Origin of the sequence: Sphingopyxis sp. BE235, from assembly GCF_031457175.1 — a bacterium.
In the GTDB taxonomy this organism is placed as follows: Bacteria; Pseudomonadota; Alphaproteobacteria; order Sphingomonadales; family Sphingomonadaceae; genus Sphingopyxis.
On the sequence record NZ_JAVDWC010000003.1, the window covers coordinates 411,881 to 434,276 of the forward strand.

The following is a 22,396-nucleotide window of genomic DNA, read 5'->3' on the forward strand; positions in this document are numbered from 1 at the left end:
CAGCGGCCCCTGCCTCCGCAGGGGCGACGATCAAGCCACTTGTCTCGCCAGTTTCCCCAAACCCTTCGATAGCTGCAACGCGCCGTTGAGGCGTGCGCCGGTGCTCACCCAGTCGCCGCTGATCGACAGCTTGTTGTCGGGGCGGATGCGCGCACGGCCCTTCAGCCGCTCGACATAGGCGATCAGCCCCGGGACGTTGGCGAACTGGTCGCCGTGGAAGCTGACGAGCGCGCCCTTGGTGCCCACGTCGAGCTTGGCGATGCCCGCGAGCTTGGCGTTCGCCTTGATCTCCATCAGCTGGACGAGGTTCGCGGTCTCGGGCGGCAGCGGGCCGAAGCGGTCAATCATCTCGGCCGCGAACGCATCGAGCGCCGGACGGTCCTGCGCATCGTTCAGGCGGCGGTAGAGCGCCATGCGCAGCGGCAGGTCGGGAACATAATCCTCGGGGATGAGGATCGGCGCGTCGACGGTGATCGTCGGCGACAACGCCTCGCGCGGCGGCAGCTTTCCGGCGCCCTCGGCCTTGGCGACGAGGATCGCCTCTTCGAGCATCGACTGGTACAGTTCGAAGCCGACCTCGCGAATATGCCCCGACTGTTCGTCGCCGACGAGATTGCCCGCGCCGCGAATGTCGAGATCGTGGCTCGCGAGTTGGAAGCCCGCGCCGAGGGTGTCGAGATCGCCGAGCAGCTTGAGCCGCTTTTCGGCGGTGTCGGTGATCGCGCCATGCTCGGGGGTTGTGAGATACGCATAGGCGCGTGTCTTCGCGCGTCCGACGCGCCCGCGCAGCTGATACAGCTGCGCGAGGCCGAAGCGGTCGGCGCGGTGGATGATCAGCGTGTTGGCGCTCGGAATGTCGAGCCCGCTTTCGACGATCGTCGTCGACAGCAGCACATCATATTTGCGGTCGTAGAACGCACTCATCCGGTCCTCGACCTCGGTCGGGGTCATCTGGCCGTGCGCGACGACATATTTGATTTCGGGCACGCGGTTGCGCAGGAACTCCTCGATATCGGGCAGATCCTTGATCCGCGGGACGACGAAGAAGCTCTGCCCGCCGCGGTCATGCTCGCGCAGCAACGCTTCGCGAAGCACGACGGGATCCCACGGCGCGACGTAAGTGCGCACCGCGAGGCGGTCGACCGGCGGGGTCTGGATGACGCTGAGTTCGCGCAGACCCGACATCGCCATCTGCAACGTGCGCGGGATCGGGGTCGCGGTGAGGGTCAGGACATGGACGTCGGTCTTGAGCTGCTTCAGCCGTTCCTTGTGAACGACGCCGAAGCGCTGTTCCTCGTCGACGATGACGAGGCCGAGATTCTTGAACTCGACCGATTTGGCGATCACCGCATGGGTGCCGACGACGATGTCGATATGACCGCTTTCGAGCCCGTCGCGCGTCTTCTGCGCTTCACCCGCCGGAACGAGGCGCGAGAGGCGGCCGATGTTGACCGGGAAGCCTTTGAAGCGCTCGGAGAAATTGGTGTAATGCTGGCGCGCGAGCAACGTCGTCGGCACGACCACCGCGACCTGCACCCCCGCCATCGCCGCGACGAACGCGGCGCGGAGCGCAACCTCGGTCTTGCCGAACCCGACATCGCCGCAGACGAGCCGGTCCATCGGGCGGCCCGACGCCATGTCGGCGAGCACGTCGCCGATCGCGCGGTCCTGATCGTCGGTTTCCTGATAGGGGAAGCGGTCGGCGAAGGCGGGATAGGCGGCGTCCTGCGCGAGCAATTCGCCCGAGCGTAGCGCGCGCTGCGCCGCGGTCGCGAGCAGTTCGCCCGCGATCTCGCGGATACGCTCCTTCATCCGCGCCTTGCGGCGCTGCCACGCCTCGCCGCCGAGCTTGTCGAGGCCGACGCCGTCGCTCTCGCCGCCGTAGCGCGAGAGGACGTCGAGATTTTCTACCGGGACGTAGAGCTTGTCGCCGCCCGAATAAGTGAGCGCGACGCAATCGTGCGGGCTGCTCCCGACGGGGATCTGGGTCAGTCCCTCGTAGCGCCCGATGCCGTGGTCGAGGTGGACGACAAGGTCGCCCACGCTGAGCGTCGCGAGTTCGGCGAGGAAGGCGTCGGCGCTCTTGCGGCGTTTCTGACGGCGGACGAGGCGTTCGCCGAGAATGTCCTGTTCGGTGAGCAGGCTAATCGCGTCGGACGCGAAACCGTGATCGAGGGGGAGGACGACCATCGCGACACTTGTTCCCCTCCCGCTTGCGGGAGGGGCTAGGGGAGGGCTTGTTTCGTCGGCGCGCTTCGCAACAGGCCCTCCCCCGACCCCTCCCGCAAGCGGGAGGGGAGAAGATACGCCCAGCGCCTCCTGCCACGTTTCGACCTGGACCAGCGAAGTGACGCCATGGTCGCGCAGCAACCCCGACAGGCGTTCGCGCGCGCCGCCCGAATAGCTCGCGATGATCGTGCGCCGCCCCTTGCGGCGCTCGTCCGACAGATGATCGGCGACCTTGTCGTAGACGTTGAGATCGGCGGTGCGCTCGGGGGTGAAATCGCGCGCGGCAAAGGTTTCGAGATCGACGACCGTCGCGGCGGGCGGGACATCGAAGGGGGTGACGATATGGATCGGGCGATCCGAAGAGACCCCGGCCCATTCCTCCTCGGTCAGATACAGCGTCTCGGGCGCCAGCGGGCGATAGCTGCCCGGCGACTCGCGTTCGGCGGCGACGCGGTTCGCATGATAGTCGGCGATCGCCGCGAAGCGTGTCTCGGCGGTCGCCTCGGTGCGGTGGCCGCGAAGGACGGGGGTCGCGGGATCGATATGGTCGAACAGGGTCGCGAGCCGTTCCTCGAACAGCGGCAGCCAATGGTCCATCCCCGCCTGCCGCCGCCCGTCGCTGACCGCCTGATAGAGCGGATCGCCCGTCGACTGCCCGCCGAACAGGTCGCGATACGCCGAGCGGAAACGCTTGATCGTCGCCTCGTCGAGCAAGGTTTCGGATGCCGGGAGCAGCTGCAGCGCCTTGGCGGGACCAAGGCTGCGCTGGTCGGCGGGGTCGAAGCGGCGGATGCTCTCGATCTCGTCGCCAAAGAAATCGACGCGCAGCCCTGTCTCTTCGCCCGCGGGGAACAGGTCGAGGATGCCGCCGCGCACCGCGAACTCGCCTTGGTCGGCGACGGTGTCGACGCGGCTGAAGCCGTTCGACACGAGCAGTTCGGCGAGCGCATCGCGGTCGATCCGCTGCCCGGCCGCGAGCGTCGTCGCGAGCTGGCGGATGCGGAACGGCGTCAGCGTGCGCTGGGTGATCGCGGCGATGGTGGTGAGGATCAGTTCGCCGCGCTTGGCTGGCAGTTGCAGCGCCGAAAGCGTGGCAAGCCGGTCGGCGCTGACGCGCATCGACGGGCCCGCGCGGTCGTAGGGTAGGCAATCCCACGCCGGGAAGCGGTGGACGATGAGGTCAGGTGCAAAGAAGGGCGCCGCGTCGGCAATTGCCTGCATCGCCGTATCGTCGGTGGCGACATAGACGAGGCGCTTGTCGCTTGCGCGCGCCAGATCGGCGAGCAGCAGCGGCAGGAAGCCGTCGGCCGCGCGCGCCAGCGTCAGCGGCGCCGACGCCGATCCGATCGCGGCAAAAATGTCGGCGGCGGGCATCGTCATGGCAGCGGGATATAGTCCAGGCGGCGCATCGCGGCGATCATCTCCGGTCGGTCGAGATGCGCGGGCGGCTGACCCGTGCCGAGCGCCCACGCCATGATGTCGACGTCGTCTTCCTCGACAACGGCTTCGTACCAGCTGAGTTCCGCTTCGCTCCATTCGCTCGCATAGCGGTCGAAAAAGCCGCCGATCATATAATCGGCCTCGCGCGTGCCACGGTGCCAGGCACGGAATTTCAGGCGTTTGAGGCGGTCGTCCATCTGGTTCTCTTTTCCCTTCTCCCTTGACGGGAGAAGGATACGGAGCCTTGTCGCGATAGCGGCTAGGCGAAGTTGGAAGAGGGTGAAGTGCTCGCATGGCGAGCGCGCGCTTGCTTTGCAAGCGCATACCCCTCTCCGGCTGCGACTAAGCCCCGGACAGGTCCGGGGCAAGTCTCGCTTTCCTCTCCCGCAAGGGGAGAGGAGAGGTGCAAGTTGGAAAGGCTCGCGCTAGATACCCTGCACGATCATGCGACCCGAGATACTCAATCCGCTCTTTGCCGCGCTCACCGACCTGAAAGGCGTCGGGCCGCAGCTTGCCAAGCCGCTGACGCGGCTGGGGCTGGAGCGCGTCGTCGATGTGCTGTTCCATTTGCCGACCGGATTGATCTCGCGCTTTCCGGTCGATCGGCTCGATCAGGCGCAGGCGGGGCAGACGATCATCGTCGATCTGACCGCGCAGGATTACCGCCCGGGACGCAGCCCGCGCGCGCCGTTCGGGGTCGAGGCGTTCGACGATGCGGGCGACCATGTCCGGCTCGTCTATTTCGGGCGCACGTCGGGGCTCGCGCGTAAATTGTTCCCGCTCGGCGAGAAGCGCCGCGTGTCGGGGCGGCTCGATCTCTATGGCGACATGCGCCAGATCGTGCATCCTGATCAGGTCGTCGAGCCCGGCGACGAGGCGGGCATCGCCGAGCACGAGCCCGTCTATCCATTGACAGAGGGCCTCACCAACGCGCGGCTGTCGCAGCTGGGGCAGGTCGCGCTCGAACGACGGCCCGAACTCGCCGAATGGATCGACACGCCCTTGCTTGCCAGCCGGAATTGGCCCGCGTGGCGAGAAGCGATGGGGCGTGCGCACGCCAGCCCGCGCGACGAAGCGGCGCGCGACCGGCTCGCCTATGACGAGATTTTCGCAAGCCAGGTCGCGCTGATGCTGATCCGCCAGGGCCTCAGGACGCGCAAGGGCCGCCCGATCGTCGGCGATGGCAGGCTGACCGATGCGCTGAAGCTGCCCTTTGGGCTCACCGGCGCGCAGGAGCGCGTCGGGCGCGAGATCGCCGGCGACATGGCGCAGGACACGCCGATGCTGCGCATGCTGCAGGGCGATGTCGGGTCGGGCAAGACGCTCGTCGCGCTGCGCGCGATGCTCGCGGCGGTCGAGGCGGGGACGCAGGCGGCGCTGCTCGCCCCGACCGAGATTTTGGCGCGCCAGCATTTTGCGACCTTGCAGCGGATGCTTGGCGGCCTGCCGGTGAATCTTGCGATCCTCACCGGGCGGGACAAGGGCAAGGCGCGCGAATCGACTTTGATGGGGCTGGCCGACGGCAGCATCGATATCCTCGTCGGCACCCACGCGATCTTCCAGCAGGCGGTGACCTACAAGGATCTCGCGCTCGTCGTCGTCGACGAACAGCATCGCTTCGGCGTCGCGCAGCGGCTGATGCTCACGCAAAAGGCGGCGCGTCCGCCGCATCTGCTGGTGATGACCGCGACGCCGATCCCGCGCACGCTGCAGCTCGCAAATCATGGCGAGATGGACGTGTCACAGATCGACGAGATGCCGCCGGGGCGCACCCCGGTCGATACGCGCGTCATTTCGCTCGACCGGCTCGACGACGTCGTCGACGGCCTCGACCGCCATCTCGCGAGCGGCGCGCAAGCCTATTGGGTGTGTCCGCTCGTCGCCGAGAGCGAGGTCAGCGAACTCGCGGCGGCCGAGGAGCGCGCCGCCCTGCTGCGCGCGCGGCTCGGCGAGCATCGCGTCGGACTCGTCCATGGGAGGATGAAGGGGCCCGAAAAGGATGCCGTCATGGCGCGTTTCCAGGCGGGCGAGATCGGGGTGCTCGTCGCGACGACGGTGATCGAGGTGGGGGTCGATGTGCCCGCCGCCAGCCTGATGATCGTCGAGCATGCCGAGAATTTCGGGCTCGCGCAGCTCCATCAGCTGCGTGGCCGCGTCGGGCGCGGCACCGCGAAATCGGTGTGCCTGTTGCTGCGCTCGCAAAATCTGTCCGAAACCGCGCGCGAGCGGCTCGCGTTGATGCGCGATACGAACGACGGTTTCGTGATTGCCGAAAAGGATCTCGAGCTGCGCGGCGGCGGCGAACTGCTCGGGCTCAAACAGTCGGGCGATGCCGACTACCGGCTGGCAACCCCCGAACAGCTGGTGCGGCTGCTGCCCGTCGCGCACGACGACGCGCGGCTGTTCGTCGAACGCGACGGCGGGATGGATGGCGCGCGCGCGGAAGCGGTGCGGCTCTGCCTCTATCTGTTCGAGCGCGACGCGGCGGTGCCGCTGCTGCGGAGTGGTTGATAGTCCCCCTCCCGCTTGCGGGAGGGGTTAGGGGAGGGCATGTCCTTCCACCGTCGGCAGTTTGCATAGACAGACCCTCCCCCCCCCCCTCCCGCAAGCGGGAGGGGGGGGAAGAACGTGCCGCTGCTTGCAATGTTCTTAGTTGACGTCGCCCCGTGCACCCATGGCGCGGATCATCGGCAGATAATCTTCGACCGAGATCGACTTGTCGAACTGCACACCCGTCTTACCGGCGAGCGACCAGACGACCTTCGCCGAGGTGCGGCCGATGATCGGCATGCGGAAAACGACGAGATCGCCGATCTCCAGTCCGCGTTCGAAGCGCATCAGCATACCGTCGGCGCTGATGTTGACGCAGGTGCACATTTCCTGCCGTCCGTCGGGCATGACGAAGGGGAGGCGGCAATAGACGTCGCTACGCGGAGCGATCCGCTGGTCGAGGCCGACATAATGGGCCTTGCTCGTGTCAATCTTGCGCATATTCGTGGACCTTGTTGATTTGGCCATGACGATCCATCCGATTGCTGAAGAAGTCGTAAACGCTTCCCTGCGCCCTAGCGGGTCACAAGGCCATGTCTTTTTGATCCGAGGCTCAGCGGAACGGGGTCCGCGCTGGGCACGATCAGGTGCTGGGGGTCGCGAATGACGACGCCATCGACCTTCACCGCGCCTTCGTCGAGCTTGCGGCGCGCTTCCTTGTTCGAGCCCGCGAAGCCCAGTTCGCGCAGCGCATCGACGACGCTGATCCCCTCGGCGGGCGCGACGGCTTGCGGAAGGTCGCCGCCGATCTGCCCCTTTTCAAAGGTTTGCGTCGCTGTCTCGGCGGCGGCCTTTGCGGCGTCGGCGCCGCGGCACATCGCGGTCGCTTCGTTCGCGAGGATTTTCTTCGCCTCGTTGATCTCCGCGCCCTCGAGCGCTTCGAGCCGCGCGATCTCATCGAGCGGCAGGTCGGTGAAGAGCTTGAGGAACTTGCCGACGTCGCGGTCGTCGCAGTTGCGCCAATATTGCCAATAGTCAAAATGGGACAGCTGTTCGGGATTAAGCCACACCGCGCCGGCGGCGGTTTTGCCCATTTTGGCGCCCGCCGCGGTGGTCAGCAGCGGAGTCGTCAGGCCGTAAAGGTCGGCGCCGTCCATGCGGCGGCCCAGCTCCATGCCGTTGACGATATTGCCCCACTGGTCGGATCCGCCCATCTGCAGCCGCACGCCCCTGTCCTTCGACAGATGACGGAAATCATAGCCCTGCAGGATCATGTAATTGAATTCGAGGAAGGTCATCGGCTGTTCGCGCTCGAGCCGCAGCTTGACCGAATCGAAGGTCATCATGCGGTTGATCGTGAAGTGTGTGCCGACTTCCTGCAGCAGCTCGATATAGCCGAGCTGGCCGAGCCAGTCCTGATTGTCGACCATCACCGCGTCGGTCGGCCCGTCGCCGAAGCTGAGGAATTGCTGAAAGATGCTGAAGATCGACGCGATGTTCGCCGCGATCGTTTCGTCCGACAGCATCTTGCGGCTTTCGTCGCGGCCCGTGGGGTCGCCGATCCGCGTCGTCCCGCCGCCCATCAGCACGACGGGCTTGTGCCCCGTCTGTTGCAGGCGGCGCAGCATCATGATCTGGACGAGGCTGCCGACATGCAGGCTGGGCGCCGTCGCGTCGAAGCCGATATATCCCGGGACGACTTGTTTGGCGGCGAGCGCATCGAGCCCTTCCGCGTCGGTCGTCTGATGGATATAGCCTCGCTCGTCGAGCAGGCGCAGCAGGTCGGATTTGTAACTGGTCATAGCGGGCGGGCGCTTAGCATGGGGTTTGATATTTGGATAGCATGCGCAGGGAATTGATCTGTCACCCCGGCACCCCGGGAAAGGCCGTGCGCGCCGTCGCGGTCGAGGTCTCGCTGTCGTTCGAGGACGGTTTTGCGCTGCGCTTCATCGTCGATGGCGCGATCGCCGCGCTGGTGCTGCCCGACGGGCAGGGCGAACTCGTCATCGCCGACAGCGCGACCGATGGCCTGTGGGAAAGCACTTGCTTCGAGGCATTCCTGACCGAAGAGGGCGAGCCCGATTATACCGAGTTCAACTATTCGCCCGACGGCCGCTGGGCCTGCTACCAGTTCGACGATTATCGCTCGCTGCTCCGCACCGACGACCTTGCGCCCTGGGAAATGGCGGCGGAGAAGGGCGATCAAAGCTATGCGCTGCGCGTCGAGCCCGGCATTTTTCCCGATAATGGCGCAAAATTGGCGCTGTCGGCGGTGATCGAGGAGCTCGACGGCACCAAAAGCTATTGGGCGCTCGCGCACCCGCCGGGCAAGCCCGACTTCCATCATCCCGATTGCTTTGCGCTCACGCTTGGGGCACCCGACGCGGCATGACAGTAAACTTCGGCATCGACCGCCTGCTCGCCGACCCGGCGCTTCGCAAACCGCTCGAAGGAAAGCGCGTCGCGCTGCTCGCGCACCCCGCCTCGGTCACCGCCGACCTGACGCACAGCGTCGATGCGCTCGTCGCTTCGGGGCTCGACATCACGGCGGTGTTCGGGCCGCAGCATGGCGTTCGCGGCGACCTTCAGGACAATATGATGGAGTCGCCCGACTTCACCGATCCGACCTATGGCATGCCGGTGTTCAGCCTCTATGGCGAGGTGCGCCGGCCGTCGGGCCAGTCGATGCACACCTTCGACGTGATGCTGGTCGACCTGCAGGATCTCGGCTGCCGCATCTACACCTATGTCACGACCCTGCTCTACATCCTCGAGGCCGCGGCGCAGCATGGCAAGGCGGTGTGGGTGCTCGACCGGCCGAACCCCGCGGGGCGCCCGGTCGAAGGCACGCGGCTTTTGCCCGGCTGGGAAAGTTTCGTCGGCGCGGGGCCGATGGTGATGCGTCATGGCCTCACGATGGGCGAGATCGGACATTGGTTCATCCGCCACTTCGGGCTCGATGTCGATTATCGCGTCATCGAGATGGAGGGGTGGGACCCGAAAGGCCCCGGCTTCGGCTGGCCCACCGACCGCGTGTGGATCAACCCCAGCCCGAACGCCGCGAACGTCAATATGGCGCGCGCCTATGCTGGCACGGTGATGGTCGAGGGCGCGACCTTGAGCGAGGGCAGGGGCACGACGCGTCCGCTCGAACTGTTCGGCGCGCCCGACATCGACGCCAAGGCGGTGATCGCCGAAATGCAGCGCCTCGCGCCGCAATGGCTCGGCGGGTGCAAGCTGCGCGATATCTGGTTCCAGCCGACCTTTCACAAGCATGTCGGCCAGCTGAGCAGCGGCGTGCATATCCATGCCGACGGGCCGTGGTACGACGACGATGCCTTCCAGCCGTGGCGCGTGCAGGCATTGGGCTTCAAGGCGATCCGCAGCCTCTATCCGGACTATCCGATCTGGCGCGGCAAGGATTTCAAATATGAGTATACCGACGATGTGCTCGCGATCGACGTGATCAACGGCGGACCGGGCCTGCGCGAGTGGGTCGACGATGCGGGTGCAGATGCGGGCGATCTCGACGCGCTGGCGCTGCCCGACGAGGCGGCGTGGCGCGCGGAAATCGCGGATTTGCTGATTTATTGAGGGGCGAACAAATGCTGACGATCTGGCGGCAAAGCTTGACGGCTGCGATCAGCATTGCCCTTGCGTTCCCGATCGCAAGCTGCGCGGCCGAGCCGTCAGCAGCATCCTTTGTCGAGCGTGAGGTCGTTACGCTGCCGTTCCCCGGCGGGACCGATATCGAGCGTCTGAAGCAGTCCCATCGTGATGTCGTCGGCCTGCTGCGGAAACGGGCAGCAGAAGAAGCGCGCGACTCAAAATATCAGCCTCAGGTCAGCGTTTATTCTGTTTTTCCCAGCGACTCATCGCGCCCGCGGATCATCATTGGCGCGGTGACACCCCGCAAGGGCGTGTTCTACGTCATGCCTTTAGGCCATTATGCATCGCTCGACGATTACAACAATGGCCGGATCGAGCGGAAGGACAAGGTCGACCTGTGCCGGATGGAAATGCGATGGGACCGGCTTCCGGGCGGGCCGATCGCGCCCGGGCTCAACTGGGCGGGCATGTATATGTCGGACCTCGGTTGCAAGCCGCCGCCGGCCGACCAATTGGCCATGCTGGATGAGTGGAAAGGCCGCAAAGCAAAGCCGGACTATATCGTCGAAGACAAGGTCTCGGCAGGCGAGGTCAGCGTTACGCTGATCCGGGAAGTTCGGCCGAAAGCTTGGGCGATACCGTTGATCGACGATAACTGGACCGCATCGGTCGTTGCGACGCGGCGCGGACGATTGTTTGCCTATTTTTCCGACAGAATTTACGCGGGGGACTTCCAAGACCTGATGTGCGTTGCCGATGGACTGTCATGGGCCGATATCGTGGCAGAGCCGGGCCTACTCGGGACGGAGACCGCCCGGCGGTTCTGCCAAGACCTGATGAGGCAATATAGTGATCGCCGCAGCGAAGAGATGCAGCGCATCAATGAAAAATTGCCGCCGCCCTTAAGTATACCCATGACGCCCCGAAACTGACGGAGAGAAAGCAATGATGCAGCGACGGCAATTTCTGGGCACCGCGGCGATCGGCGGACTGGCGGCGACTTTGCCCGCGCCTGCGTTCGCCGCCGATACCGCCGGTCTCCCCAATCTCGCCGCCAAGGCGGTGCCGATCGGCAAGGCCGAGCGCATGGCACGGATCGCCAAGGCGAAAGAGCTGATGCGCGCGAACGATATCGGCGCGCTGCTGATCGAGCCGGGGTCGAGCCTCATCTATTTCACCGGGGTCGAATGGTGGCGCAGTGAGCGGCTGACCGCCGCGGTGCTGACGCGCGAGGGTGACGTCGCGATCGTCACACCCTTCTTCGAGGAACCCTCGGTGCGCGAAAGCCTTGGGATCGATGCCGAGGTGCTGACGTGGAATGAGGATGAAAATCCGCTCGCCGCAGTCGCGGCGTGGCTCGGCAAGCGCGGGCTGAGCAAGGGCCGGATCGCGGTTGAGGAGACGGTGCGTTATTTCGCGGTCGACGGGCTCGAAAAAGCGATGCCGCAGGCGACTGTCGTCAACGGCGCGCCGGTCGTGCGCGGCTGCCGGATGCATAAATCGCCCGCCGAAATCGCGCTGATGCAGATCGCCGCCGACATCACGCTCGCCGCCTATCGCCACACCGCGCCGCGGGTCGAGGCGGGGATGACCCCCGCCGACATTGGCGCGATCATGAAGGGGACGACCGAAGCACTTGGCGGCAAGAGCGAGTTCGAGCTGATCCTGCTTGGCGAGGCGAGTGCCTATCCGCACGGGTCGGGCAAGCCGCAAGCGGTGAAGAGCGGCGAGGTCGTGCTGATGGACTGCGGCGCGACGGTGCACGGTTATCAATCCGACATCTCGCGGACCTTCGTCCATGGCAAGGCGACGGCACGCCAGCGGCAGGTCTGGGACCAGATGCGCAAGGGACAGGACGTCGCCTTCGCCGCGGCAAAGCTCGGCACGCCCGCGGGCCAGGTCGACGACGCGGTGCGTGCCTATTACCAAAGCCTCGGGTGGGGACCCGGTTACAAGCTTCCCGGCACCTCGCACCGCACCGGCCACGGCATCGGCCTCGACGGGCACGAGCCGGTCAATCTGGTGCACGGCGAAACGACGAAGCTCGCGCCCGGCATGTGTTTCTCGAACGAACCGGGCATCTATATCCCCGGCGAGTTCGGCATCCGGCTCGAGGATTGTTTCTATATGACCGACAGCGGACCCAAGTGGTTCAGCGAGCCGCCGCCGTCGATCGACAAGCCGTTCGGTTAATCGGGCGCCCTCGGCCGCTGGACGAGGCTGACGAGCACGAACGAAATGATCATCAGCAGATACCAGCTGCCGAGCTTTTCGACGCCGACCATGTGCCAGCCGTCGTTCTGGCTCGGATAGGTCCAGGCGCGCGCGAAGGTGCCGATATTTTCGGCGAACCAGATGAACAGCGCGACGAGCCCCCAGCCGACGAGCAGCGGCATGCGGCGGTGGGTGTGGAGCGGGCGGAACCACACCTGACAGCGCCAGAATAGCAGCGCGGTCGCGGCGAAAAGGAACCAGCGGATGTCGTATACCCAATGGTGCGCGAAGAAATTGACGTAGATCGCCGCCGCCAGCGCATAGCTCGCCCAAACGGGCGGATAGCCGGTGTAGCGGAAATCGAAGATGCGCCAGACGCGCGCGATATAGCTGCCGACCGCGGCATACATGAAGCCCGAAAAGAGCGGTACGGCGCCGATGTGGAGCAGGCTCGCCTCGGGATATTGCCACGACCCCGCGGCGGTCTTGAACAATTCCATCACCGTGCCGACGATGTGGAAGATCAGGATGACGAGCGCTTCCTTCGGCGTCTCGAGCCGGAAGGCGAGCATGCCGAGCTGGATCAGCACGGCGCCGATCGTGATCGCGTCATAGCGGTGGAGCGGCGCATCGTCGGGCCAGAAGAGATGCGTGCCGAGCAGCAGCGCGAGCATCAGCGCGCCGAACAGGCACGCCCATCCCTGCTTGAAGCCGAAGACGAGAAATTCGAGAAACCAGCCGCGCGGCCCCGGTGTGACCGCCAACGCCTCCAGCCGCGCTCGGACGGCAAGGAAGCGGCTGTGGCCGCGCTGCGTGTCAGACATGCACGGCGACGTATGCGATCAGCAGCGCGGCGGGCAGCAGCAGCGCCTGCGCCAGGACCGTGCCCGCGAGGCGGCTCAGCGAGATCAGCGTGATCGCGCGGCGGAAATCGGCCTCGTCGACTTTGCCCTCGACCGCATCGTCGGTCATCACCGACAATTGCGGGTCGATGAAGGCAAACAGGAGGATCGTCGCAAAGCCGTTGATCAGCGCCGAGAGCTGCGACGCGGTGACGCGAAATTCGGGGGCGAGATAGCCGGCATAGAGCGACGCGACGACGCCGACCGCGAGCAAGGATTGCGCGAGGCAGTTGGCGATGAGGACGCCCCAGCCAATCCCCTTGGGCATCCGCCAGCTCTTGAGGTGCGACAGGCTGGGGAGGGTCAGCGAGCGGCCCAATGTGCGCAGGCCACTCGGGCTCGCGGCCTTGAGCGCAAGCTTCGTCGTCGATCGGTTGTTCTGATACCAGCCGATCGCCGCGGCGAACATCCGCTGCCCGGTGGGCACCAGCAATATGCCGATCAACGTCGCGACGCTCGCCGCCGCGAGCACGAGCTGCATGTCGATGAAGAGCTGGGCTCCGCTGCCGTCGTGGATGCGCGTCTCGATGCGCTTGGCGAGGAAAGGGCCGAGGAAGCTGTTCGAGGTGCGCGAGAAGAGCACGAGGATGTTGAACAGCGCGAACGACATCGCGATGCGCCGCGTGCGGACCCCGGCAATGCGCGCGGCATAGGCAAGCGCGCCGATGAGGTTGATGAAGCCGGTGAGGAGCAGGATGGTGACGAGGGGGAGATCGATCATCTTCGCGCCCCTACACCCCGCCCACGCCGCGTCAATGCTTTCGCGTCAGCTCGCGCATCGCATCGTCCAGCCCGGCGAGGCTGAGCGGGTACATGCGGTCGTTCATCAGCTGTTTGATCAGCTTCACCGACTGGGTGTAGCCCCAATGCGCCTCGGGCACCGGGTTCAGCCACACCGCGGCCGGATAGACATGGGTGATCCGCTGGAGCCAGACCGCGCCCGATTCCTCGTTGAAATGTTCGACGCTGCCGCCCGGATGGGTGATCTCGTACGCGCTCATCGACGCGTCGCCGACGAAGATCACTTTATAATCATGGCCATATTTGTGGAGGATATCCCACATCTGATGGCGTTCGGACCAGCGGCGCTTGTTATCCTTCCACACGCCTTCGTACGGGCAGTTGTGGAAATAGAAGAATTCGAGATTCTTGAATTCGGTCGTCGCCGCGCTGAACAATTCTTCGCAGAGCTTGATGAACGGGTCCATCGATCCGCCGACGTCGAGGAAGAGCAGCAGCTTGACCGCATTGCGCCGTTCGGGGCGCATCTTGATGTCGAGCCAGCCCTGCCGCGCGGTGCCGTCGATCGTGCCCGGAATGTCGAGCTCGTCGGCCGCGCCCTCGCGCGCGAACTTGCGCAGGCGGCGAAGCGCGATCTTGATGTTGCGGGTGCCGAGCTCCTTGGTGTTGTCGAGATTCTGGAACTCGCGCTTTTCCCAGACTTTGAGCGCGCGCTTGTGCTTGCTCTCGCCGCCGATCCGCACGCCCTCGGGGTTGTAACCCGAATTGCCGAAGGGCGAGGTGCCGCCGGTGCCGATCCACTTGCTGCCGCCCTCATGGCGCTTCTGCTGTTCCTCGAGCCGCTCCTTCAGCGTCTCCATGATCTTGTCCCAGTCGCCGAGCGACTCGATCGCGGCCATTTCCTCGGGGGTCAGGAATTTCTCGGCGACCGCCTTCAGCCAGTCGGCGGGGACGTCGACCGGGTTCTGGCCATAGTCCGAAATGATGCCCTTGAAGACCTTGTTGAACACCTGATCAAAACGGTCGAGCAGGCCCTCGTCCTTCACATAGATCGCGCGGCTCAGGTAATAGAATTGCTCGGGGCTGCGATCGATCACCTCGCGGTCGAGCGCCTCCAGCAGCATCAGATGCTCTTTCAGGCTCGCGGGAATGCCCGCGGCGCGAAGCTCGTCGAGAAAGCCGAAAAACATGGGGTAGGCGTATCGCGTTCGCGCGGCGCGTGCAATCACTTTACGTGAACGTAAAGCTGTCCCCGCCGATGAATATCGGCCCGAACCTCAATCGGGCGCGTAGGCGGCCGCATCGGCCGGCGAGATGAAGGCCGATGTCTCGGGATGCGCGACGAGGCCGTCGACCGTCGCGGCGAATGCTTCTTCGTTGGGTTTGCCAGCAAAGAAGCGGACGACGCCGCTTTCCTTCTTCGCCGACCACGACAGGCTATAAAGCGGCGCGCGCGCGGAAATCCGGCCGAATGCCTCCGCGAACAACGGCGCTATCTTTTCGTCGAGCGGATAGAGCGTCCAGCGTTTACCGCCCGCTTCGCGCGCATAAATGGGCTCCGCCGCATCGCCCAGCAACGCCTTGCCCTGACCGCTCGCGACGATTTTCGTCAGGAACATCTCTGCCATATGGTTGTTGAAGGGCATTGCCTGCTCACCGTCGCAGGCCGAACCGTTGCAGGCGCCGTTCGCGGCGAGGATCGATGCCCAGGGAAGCGCGCGGACGAAGGCGTCGATCTGGCCCTCCTCGGCGGGTTCCTTCGATGCCGGGAGCGTCGCTCGCACTTTCGCGGTCCATTTCCCCAATTCGATGAAATAGAGATATTCGAGCAGGGTGTCGCCGCCGATGCCGACCTTGTAGGTGGCCTTGAAGCCCCGCAGCTTCTGCGGTGCTTCGATATCGAAGGGGCCATCGGCCCACAGAAATGTCATCACGTCGCGGCCATGGCCGAGCGAGGCAATCGCCCCCTTCAGCCGATGCTCGGCAAGATCGCCACGCTGGAACAGGAACGCCGAAATCTCGGTCGAGGCCGCTTCGCGCTTCAGCCGATAATGCAGCATGACGTCATTGCCATTGTCGACCGCCATAAGGCTGGTGCGCTGAAAGCCGTCGATGCTTTCGGAAAAGACGGTGCCCGTCGCGATATGGGTGATCGGCCCGCTCGTTTCGCTGCCCGACCAGATTGCGGGGTCCGCGGTACGGATGATGCGATGTCCGCCGACCATTTCCTGCGCCCCTGCGGGCAGCGCGGATATTGCGGCGACCGCCGCCAGAACCGGCCAAAGACGCATGATATTCCCCCCGTATTCCCCAACAGCCCGTCCGAAGGCGTAACGCGTCGCCGGGCGGTGTGCAATGCGCCTTCGATCCCGCGATCGGGCCGCGAAATTGACGCCGCGTTAACCATTGTCCGCCATATCTCCTCGATCATTCAGGGACGTGGGCAAGCCAATGAAATATGATCCGATCAACCCGGCGGCGCAGATACTCGACCAGTCGGTCGCAAGCGACTGCGGCGAGCTTGCCGTCGGGTGCAGCGACGCGGCGGGGCGCATCGAGCGGGCGACCGACCAGATGGATCGCCAGATCGCCGAACTCGGCCGGCTCGAGGAATATGTCGTCAGCCTCGAGGCCGACCAGCGCCAGATCGCCGATTCGACCGACGAGGCTAAATTGCTCTCGGCGCGCGCGTGCGAACAGCTCGACACCGGCGCCGAGCGCGTCAACGCCGCGGTCTCCGAATTCCGTTCGGTGATCGACCTTGTCGCGCGGCTTGGCACACATGTCACCAATTTCGCCGCGGTGATGGAACAGGTGCAGCAGGTCAGCCAGTCGATCGAACAGATCGCCAAGACCACGAACATGCTCGCTTTGAACGCCGCGATCGAGGCCGAACGCGCAGGCGATGCGGGCCGCACCTTTGCGGTCGTTGCCGCCGAGGTGAAGAAGTTGGCGCAGAACACGCGCGGCGCGACCGACGAGATCCGCCGCAGCATCGGCAGCCTCGCCGCCGAGGCGAGCGGGCTCGTGACCGAAATCCAGTCGGGGGTCGAACAGTCGAGCCGCGCCGAGGCCCAGTTCGAAACGATCACCGACGCGCTCCACGACGCGACGCACCTCGTCGCGCTGCTCGACGACCAGAGCGACCGTATCGCGCAATCGAGCGCGATGGTGCATGCGAATGGCGCGAAGGTGCGCGAGGCGCTCGACGGTGTCGTCACCTCGGTGCGCGATAACAGTTCGACTTTGGTTGGCACGCGCGATTCGATCCTGTCGATGGAGCATGTGTCGAACCGCATGTTCAACGCGGTGATCTCGGCGGGGGTATCCCCTCAGGATTCGGCGATCGTCGCCCTGGCGGCGAAGGTGCGCGACGAATTCGTCGGACTGGCCGAACGCGCGGTCGCGCACGGCGAGCTGTCGATGGAGCAGCTGTTCGACACCGATTATGTGCGCGTGCCGAATTCGAACCCCGAACGTTTTCGCACGTCACTCTGCGACTGGGCCGACGCGCACTGGCGCCCGCTGTTCGACCGCATCGTGGCGCAGCATCCCGAGATCAAGATGTCGTCGGCGGGTGACATGAACGGCTTTCTGCCGACGCATATCACCGAATGCTCGCGCGCGCCGACCGGCGAACTTGAGCATGACACCGCGCATTGCCGCAACGGCCGCATCCTCTATGACGGGGTCGACGCCGCGGCGAAGCGCAGCACCGCGCCCTTTTTCATGACGGTCTATCGGCAGGAAGGCGACGGCATCAATTATGTGACCGTGCGCAACGTCTATATGCCCGCGATGATCAACGGCCGCCGCTGGGGCGACGTCGAGGTGGCGTATCAGCTTTAATTAGATCCTCCCTGTCGCGAAGCGATGGGGAGGGGGACCGTCCGCGAAGCGGATGGTGGAGGGGCCGCGACGGTGCGCCATTGGCCCCTCCGTCAGCGCTTCGCGCTGCCACCTCCCCATGGCTTCGCCACAGGGAGGACAAGAATCAGCTACCCTGACGCCGCGCCATAAACGCCAGTTTTTCGAACAGCATCACATCCTGCTCATTCTTGAGCAGCGCGCCATGGAGCGGCGGGATCGCCTTGCCGACGTCGCGGTTCTGCAGGACCTCGAGCGGCATATCCTCGTTGAGCAGCAGCTTCAGCCAGTCGATCAGCTCGCTCGTCGACGGCTTTTTCTTGAGGCCCGGGACTTCGCGGACTTCGTAGAAGATGTCCATCGCGCGGCTGACCAGCGTCTTCTGGATGCCCGGGAAATGGACGTCGACGATTTCGGCCATCGTGTCGCGGTCGGGGAATTTGATATAGTGGAAGAAACAGCGGCGCAGGAAGGCGTCGGGCAGTTCCTTTTCATTGTTCGAGGTGATGACGACGATCGGGCGTTCCTTCGCGGTCACCGTCTCGTCGGTCTCATAGACATGGAAGGCCATGCGATCGAGTTCCTGGAGCAGGTCGTTCGGGAATTCGATATCGGCCTTGTCGATCTCGTCGATCAGCAGCACGGGGAGCTTGGGCGACGTGAATGCCTCCCACAATTTGCCCTTGCGGATATAGTTGCGGATGTCGTGGACGCGCTCTTCGCCGAGCTGGCCGTCGCGCAGGCGCGCGACTGCGTCATATTCATAGAGGCCCTGCTGCGCCTTGGTGGTCGACTTGATGTTCCAGGTGATCAGCGGCGCGTCGAAGGCCTTGGCGATTTCCTCGGCGAGCACGGTCTTGCCGGTGCCGGGTTCGCCCTTCACGAGCAAGGGGCGGCGCAGCAAGGTCGCGGCGTTGACCGCGACCTTCAGGTCGTCGGTGGCGATATAGGCGCTGGTGCCTTCGAAACGCATCGGCTCTTTCCCTTAACGTGAACGTCAAGCTGGCATAGCGGGGGTGGCGGAGCGGTGCAAGCGGACGCTTCTTCTCCCCTCCCGCTTGCGGGAGGGGGACTTATCGCGTCGAGTTGCTCGTTATTTACGGATGCGCCCGGCTTGCCGCCCGCGCGGCCATCAGGTCCCACAGGCCGCTGTGCTGGGTGATCAGCTGCTGCGCACCGAACACCATTGCGCGCTCGACCGCTGGGGTATCGGCGACCGTGGCCGCGAGCCGCGCGGTGTCGCGGAGGTCGGGGAGGGTGCAGGTCGGCGGGCTGAGGTCGAGCCGCAGCGCGCTGATGTCGAGCAGGACGCGGATCGTCCGCCAGTCGAGCGTCAGCGCGATCGCGGCGCCCAGCGCGCAGCCGTGGCGGTCCGACTCGGCGAGCATGTCGATCGCCTTGCGCTGCGCGGCGACCGCGGCCTCGCACTGCGCCTGCCCCTGGGTGCTCGGCACCGGGCCGACCGCCGAGGCGATCTTGGTCAGGAAGGCGCGTTCCTGGACGAAAGCGTCGGCCGCTTCGCCCATCCACCGGCGCGACGCGGGGTCGACCGCCTTGCGCGCGGCATTGTCGATCACGCCCGGATAACGGCCGTGGAGCAGGCAGAGAAAATGCACCGCGTCGGCGAGGTTGCGCATCGCTTCGGGCCCGCTCGACAGTGCGCCCGAGCGGACGTGCGGATGCGCGCCGGTGCCGTCGCTGGCGACCAGCGCATCGAGCAATTCGGCGACGCCGCGCGTCTGTGCTTTGGGCTGGGGCGACTGGCTCAAGGCTTGATCCTCGCTGTGGCGGGGCGCCGGAGCCCAAGCCAATGGAATTACAGCGATCGGTCATAGATCAACGTCGTAAACGACGCGTTTATGCGCGGCGATTGATTTGCCCCCGATTTGCCCATGTTTGTTCCAGCCGGGGACAAAAAGCGCTCGGGGATCAAGGCAATCGGGAACAAAAAAGCAAAGGGACCGGCAAGCCCCGGGGAGAAGCTTGCCGGTCCCATCTATGGCGCCAGTGGACGCCATAAAGGACGGGGTTGGCCGGACTTGGAGGGAGAGAGCGTCCGGCCGTTCCGCTTAAGCTGCGAGGGCGAGTTCCCCGGCTTTTTCAGTCTGCGGCGCGGCGACGTCGATCGCGTTCGGCGCGGGCTGGACCACCGCTTTGGCCGGGAAGATCAGGCGCGATGCAAGGACGACCAGGCCAAGGGCGAAATAGCCGATGAAGGTCTGGACCGGGAAGAAGAAGAGCGGCGCGACGAAGGCGAGGCGCAGCCACAGCGGGTTGAAGCCAAAATCCTGGCCAACGGCCTCGCAGATACCGAAGAAGGTATCGCGGCGGCGGAAGAGGTTGGTGGTTTCGTTTTCCATCTTTTTTGTCTTTCCCTTTGGCTGCAGGCACTGCCCCGCGCCGATGCCGAATGCATCGCAAAGGTCGTGCCAATTTTTGCGAGCCCCAGATTTCCGAGCTTTTTTATATCAGCCGCGTTGGGCGGCCTGCTCTGGATCGTGAATCAATCCCATCTTGTGGGAATGATTGCCATTTGATGGGTGGCGCCTGAACGGCTGATGAAGCCCCCGCATCGCGTAACGAGCGCTATCTGGTGGGCAAATATGAAGATTTAAAGATCAAGGAGCAAAAAAATTGTGCAGCGCAGCATTTGGGCATGGCTGGTCGCACCCTGAAGGGACTTATCAATCATCGTCACCCCGGACTTGATCCGGGGTCCAGCTTGAAGTCGAAGCCAGTCGGTGGCTCAAAAAGCGGGATCCCGGATCAAGTCCGGAATGACGAAGGAGGTGAAGCAGCGACGGCTTCCAATCTCGCAAAGGCATGGAAAAGGGGCGGCCCGTTACCGGACCGCCCCTCAAATTTCGCCGTCTTCGGCCTTACTGGTCGAGGAAGCTGCGCATCTTGCGGCTGCGCGACGGGTGCTTCAGCTTGCGGAGCGCCTTCGCCTCGATCTGGCGGATGCGTTCGCGCGTCACGCTGAACTGCTGGCCGACTTCCTCCAGCGTGTGATCGGTGTTCATCCCGATGCCGAAGCGCATGCGAAGCACGCGCTCCTCACGCGGCGTAAGCGACGCCAGAACTCGCGTGACCGTTTCCTTGAGGTTCGACTGCACCGCGGCGTCGACGGGGATGACCGCATTCTTGTCTTCGATGAAATCGCCGAGGTGGCTGTCTTCCTCGTCGCCGATCGGCGTCTCGAGGCTGATCGGCTCCTTGGCGATCTTCATCACCTTGCGGACCTTTTCGAGCGGCATCGACAGACGCTCGGCCATTTCCTCCGGGGTCGGCTCGCGGCCGCTCTCATGGAGGAACTGGCGGCTGCACCGGACCAGCTTGTTGATCGTCTCGATCATATGGACCGGGATGCGGATCGTGCGCGCCTGATCGGCGATCGAGCGGGTGATCGCCTGACGAATCCACCAGGTCGCATAGGTTGAGAATTTGTAGCCGCGGCGATACTCGAACTTATCGACCGCCTTCATCAGGCCGATATTGCCTTCCTGGATCAGGTCGAGGAATTGCAGGCCGCGGTTCGTGTACTTCTTCGCGATCGAAATCACGAGGCGCAAATTCGCCTCGACCATTTCCTTCTTGGCGATGCGCGCTTCGCGCTCGCCCTTCTGGACCATGTTCACGACGCGGCGGAATTCGGTCAGGCTCATGCCCGCGGCTTGCGCGATTTCGCTGATCTCGATGCGGATGCGGTCGACCGCGCCGGCTTCATTCTCGGCGAAGGCGGCCCATTTCTTGTCGAGCCCGCTGACGCTCTCGATCCAGTTTTCTTCGAGCTCGCGCCCGACATAATTGTCGAGGAACGACTTGCGCGGCACCTTGTGGCGCTCGGCAAGGCGCAGCATCTGGCCGCCGAGTGCGGTCAGGCGGCGGTTATAGCTGTAGAGCTGGTCGACGAGATATTCGATCTTGGTGCCGTGGAACTGCACGCTCTCGACCTGCGCGGTGAGTTCCTCGCGCAGCTTGTGGTACTTCTTTTCCGACGCCGCGGGGAATTCCTCGCCGCCCGAGAGTGCTTCGAGGCGCGCTTCCTGCAGCTTCGAGAAGGCCTTGAAGCTCTTGGTGATGTTCGCGAACTTTTCGAGCGCGTCGGGCTTCAGCAGCTCTTCCATCGCCGCGAGGCTGAGGGTGTTGTCTTCCTCATCCTCTTCGAAGCTTTCGCGCTTGCCCGACGAGCCTTCGCCATCCTCGTCGTCGCCGTCGGCCGCGGGTTCTTCCTCGACCTCGTCCTCGTCCTTGAACGAAACGCCGGCGGTCTTCTCACTGATTTCGCCGTTGTCGTCGGCGCCTTCTTCCTCAAGATTCTCGGGCGCCGGGTCCTTCGACAGCATCGCTTCGAGGTCGACGATCTCGCGCAGCTGCATGTCGCCATTGTTCAGCGCGGTCGACCAGTCGATGATCGCGTTGAAGGTCAGCGGGCTTTCGCAAAGCCCGAGGATCATCGTGTCGCGGCCCGCCTCGATGCGCTTCGCGATCGCGATTTCGCCTTCGCGGCTGAGCAGCTCGACCGCGCCCATTTCGCGCAGGTACATGCGAACGGGATCGTCGGTGCGATCGACCGTTTCCTTCTTCTTTTCGATCGCGGGGTTCGAAACCGAACCGGTGCCGGCGCTGACGTCGACTTCGTCGTCGGGCTCCTGGTCGGCCTCTTCCTGCACATCCTCGTCGCTTTCGACGATGTTGATGCCCATGTCGGAGATCGCCGACATGATGTCCTCGATCTGCTCGGACGACATCTCGTCCTGCGGCAGCGCCGCATTCAGCTCGTCATAGGTCAGGTAACCGCGCTTCTTGCCGCGCGCGATCAGCTTTTTGACGTCGGCCTCGTTGAGGTCGATCAGCGGGCTGTCGGTGTCGGTATCGGTGTCGGCGGTGCTTTTGGTGGCCAT

18 protein-coding genes are annotated in these 22,396 nt (G+C 64.6%); 6 read left to right on the forward strand and 12 right to left on the reverse strand.

Features of this window, described 5'->3' with window-relative positions; all coding sequences use genetic code 11:
- Window positions 1-30: 30 nt before the first annotated feature.
- Together mfd and J2X38_RS15605 are read right to left on the reverse strand one after the other, a co-directional pair.
- Window positions 31-3,609 (reverse strand): transcription-repair coupling factor, encoded by a 3,579-nt coding sequence (gene mfd / locus J2X38_RS15600; RefSeq protein WP_310255310.1) that lies wholly within the window; start codon window positions 3,607-3,609, stop codon window positions 31-33.
- Window positions 3,606-3,866 carry a succinate dehydrogenase assembly factor 2 gene (locus J2X38_RS15605; protein WP_310255311.1) on the reverse strand — a complete coding sequence of 87 codons (261 nt, stop codon included), beginning with the start codon at window positions 3,864-3,866 and terminating at the stop codon, window positions 3,606-3,608. The genes mfd and J2X38_RS15605 overlap by 4 nt, the downstream gene beginning before the upstream one ends.
- 247 nt (window positions 3,867-4,113) lie before the next feature.
- On the opposite strand from J2X38_RS15605, the gene recG reads away from it, so the two are divergent.
- Complete coding sequence (gene recG / locus J2X38_RS15610; RefSeq protein ID WP_310255312.1) at window positions 4,114-6,180, forward strand: ATP-dependent DNA helicase RecG; 2,067 nt, start codon at window positions 4,114-4,116, stop codon at window positions 6,178-6,180.
- Between the two features lie 138 nt (window positions 6,181-6,318).
- On the opposite strand, the gene J2X38_RS15615 is transcribed toward recG, so the two are convergent.
- Both J2X38_RS15615 and tyrS read right to left on the reverse strand, forming a co-directional pair.
- On the reverse strand, window positions 6,319-6,660 hold the full coding sequence (locus J2X38_RS15615) for a PilZ domain-containing protein (protein WP_058537242.1): 342 nt from the start codon (window positions 6,658-6,660) through the stop codon (window positions 6,319-6,321).
- Window positions 6,661-6,734: 74 nt separating this feature from the next.
- A complete protein-coding gene (gene tyrS, locus J2X38_RS15620; protein WP_310255313.1) occupies window positions 6,735-7,961 on the reverse strand; it encodes a tyrosine--tRNA ligase in 1,227 nt (408 codons plus the stop codon).
- A 41-nt stretch (window positions 7,962-8,002) separates the two neighbouring features.
- On the opposite strand from tyrS, the gene J2X38_RS15625 reads away from it, so the two are divergent.
- Genes J2X38_RS15625 through J2X38_RS15640 form a run of 4 tightly spaced genes read left to right on the forward strand, consistent with a single transcriptional unit; the run spans window position 8,003 to window position 11,961 of the window.
- Window positions 8,003-8,551, forward strand: coding sequence for a DOMON-like domain-containing protein (locus J2X38_RS15625; RefSeq protein WP_058537240.1), 549 nt, complete (start codon window positions 8,003-8,005; stop codon window positions 8,549-8,551).
- The gene (locus J2X38_RS15630; protein WP_310255314.1) at window positions 8,548-9,753 is read left to right on the forward strand and encodes a DUF1343 domain-containing protein; all 1,206 of its coding nucleotides are present in this window, start codon (window positions 8,548-8,550) and stop codon (window positions 9,751-9,753) included. Before J2X38_RS15625 ends, J2X38_RS15630 begins: the two co-directional genes overlap by 4 nt.
- A gap of 11 nt (window positions 9,754-9,764) precedes the next feature.
- The gene (locus J2X38_RS15635; protein WP_310255315.1) at window positions 9,765-10,700 is read left to right on the forward strand and encodes a hypothetical protein; all 936 of its coding nucleotides are present in this window, start codon (window positions 9,765-9,767) and stop codon (window positions 10,698-10,700) included.
- Window positions 10,701-10,716: 16 nt separating this feature from the next.
- Window positions 10,717-11,961: a Xaa-Pro peptidase family protein gene (locus J2X38_RS15640; RefSeq protein ID WP_310255479.1), complete on the forward strand. Its 1,245-nt coding sequence runs from the start codon at window positions 10,717-10,719 to the stop codon at window positions 11,959-11,961.
- On the opposite strand, the gene J2X38_RS15645 is transcribed toward J2X38_RS15640, so the two are convergent.
- The 4 genes from J2X38_RS15645 to J2X38_RS15660 form a co-directional block, all read right to left on the reverse strand.
- Entirely contained in the window at window positions 11,958-12,806 is an 849-nt protein-coding gene (locus J2X38_RS15645) for a DUF817 domain-containing protein (RefSeq protein WP_310255316.1), read from the reverse strand. The genes J2X38_RS15640 and J2X38_RS15645 overlap by 4 nt on opposite strands.
- On the reverse strand, window positions 12,799-13,605 hold the full coding sequence (locus J2X38_RS15650) for a lipid II flippase Amj family protein (protein WP_082639656.1): 807 nt from the start codon (window positions 13,603-13,605) through the stop codon (window positions 12,799-12,801). The genes J2X38_RS15645 and J2X38_RS15650 overlap by 8 nt, the downstream gene beginning before the upstream one ends.
- A 31-nt stretch (window positions 13,606-13,636) precedes the next feature.
- Window positions 13,637-14,815 (reverse strand): VWA domain-containing protein, encoded by a 1,179-nt coding sequence (locus J2X38_RS15655; protein WP_058537236.1) that lies wholly within the window; start codon window positions 14,813-14,815, stop codon window positions 13,637-13,639.
- Between the two features lie 87 nt (window positions 14,816-14,902).
- Window positions 14,903-15,916, reverse strand: a complete 1,014-nt coding sequence (locus J2X38_RS15660; protein ID WP_310255317.1) for a hypothetical protein — start codon at window positions 15,914-15,916, stop codon at window positions 14,903-14,905.
- 160 nt (window positions 15,917-16,076) lie between these two features.
- On the opposite strand from J2X38_RS15660, the gene J2X38_RS15665 reads away from it, so the two are divergent.
- Window positions 16,077-17,474, forward strand: a complete 1,398-nt coding sequence (locus J2X38_RS15665; protein WP_310255318.1) for a methyl-accepting chemotaxis protein — start codon at window positions 16,077-16,079, stop codon at window positions 17,472-17,474.
- Window positions 17,475-17,619: 145 nt separating this feature from the next.
- Here J2X38_RS15665 and J2X38_RS15670 read toward each other — a convergent pair whose 3' ends face one another.
- The 4 genes from J2X38_RS15670 to rpoD all read right to left on the reverse strand — a co-directional run bounded on the left by J2X38_RS15670 (window position 17,620) and on the right by rpoD (window position 22,396).
- Entirely contained in the window at window positions 17,620-18,465 is an 846-nt protein-coding gene (locus J2X38_RS15670) for a MoxR family ATPase (protein ID WP_310255319.1), read from the reverse strand.
- A gap of 124 nt (window positions 18,466-18,589) precedes the next feature.
- Entirely contained in the window at window positions 18,590-19,261 is a 672-nt protein-coding gene (locus J2X38_RS15675; protein WP_058537233.1) for a DUF6975 family protein, read from the reverse strand.
- 300 nt (window positions 19,262-19,561) lie between these two features.
- Entirely contained in the window at window positions 19,562-19,852 is a 291-nt protein-coding gene (locus J2X38_RS15680; protein WP_310255320.1) for a PspC domain-containing protein, read from the reverse strand.
- A 519-nt stretch (window positions 19,853-20,371) separates the two neighbouring features.
- Window positions 20,372-22,396, reverse strand: coding sequence for an RNA polymerase sigma factor RpoD (gene rpoD / locus J2X38_RS15685; RefSeq protein WP_058537231.1), 2,025 nt, complete (start codon window positions 22,394-22,396; stop codon window positions 20,372-20,374).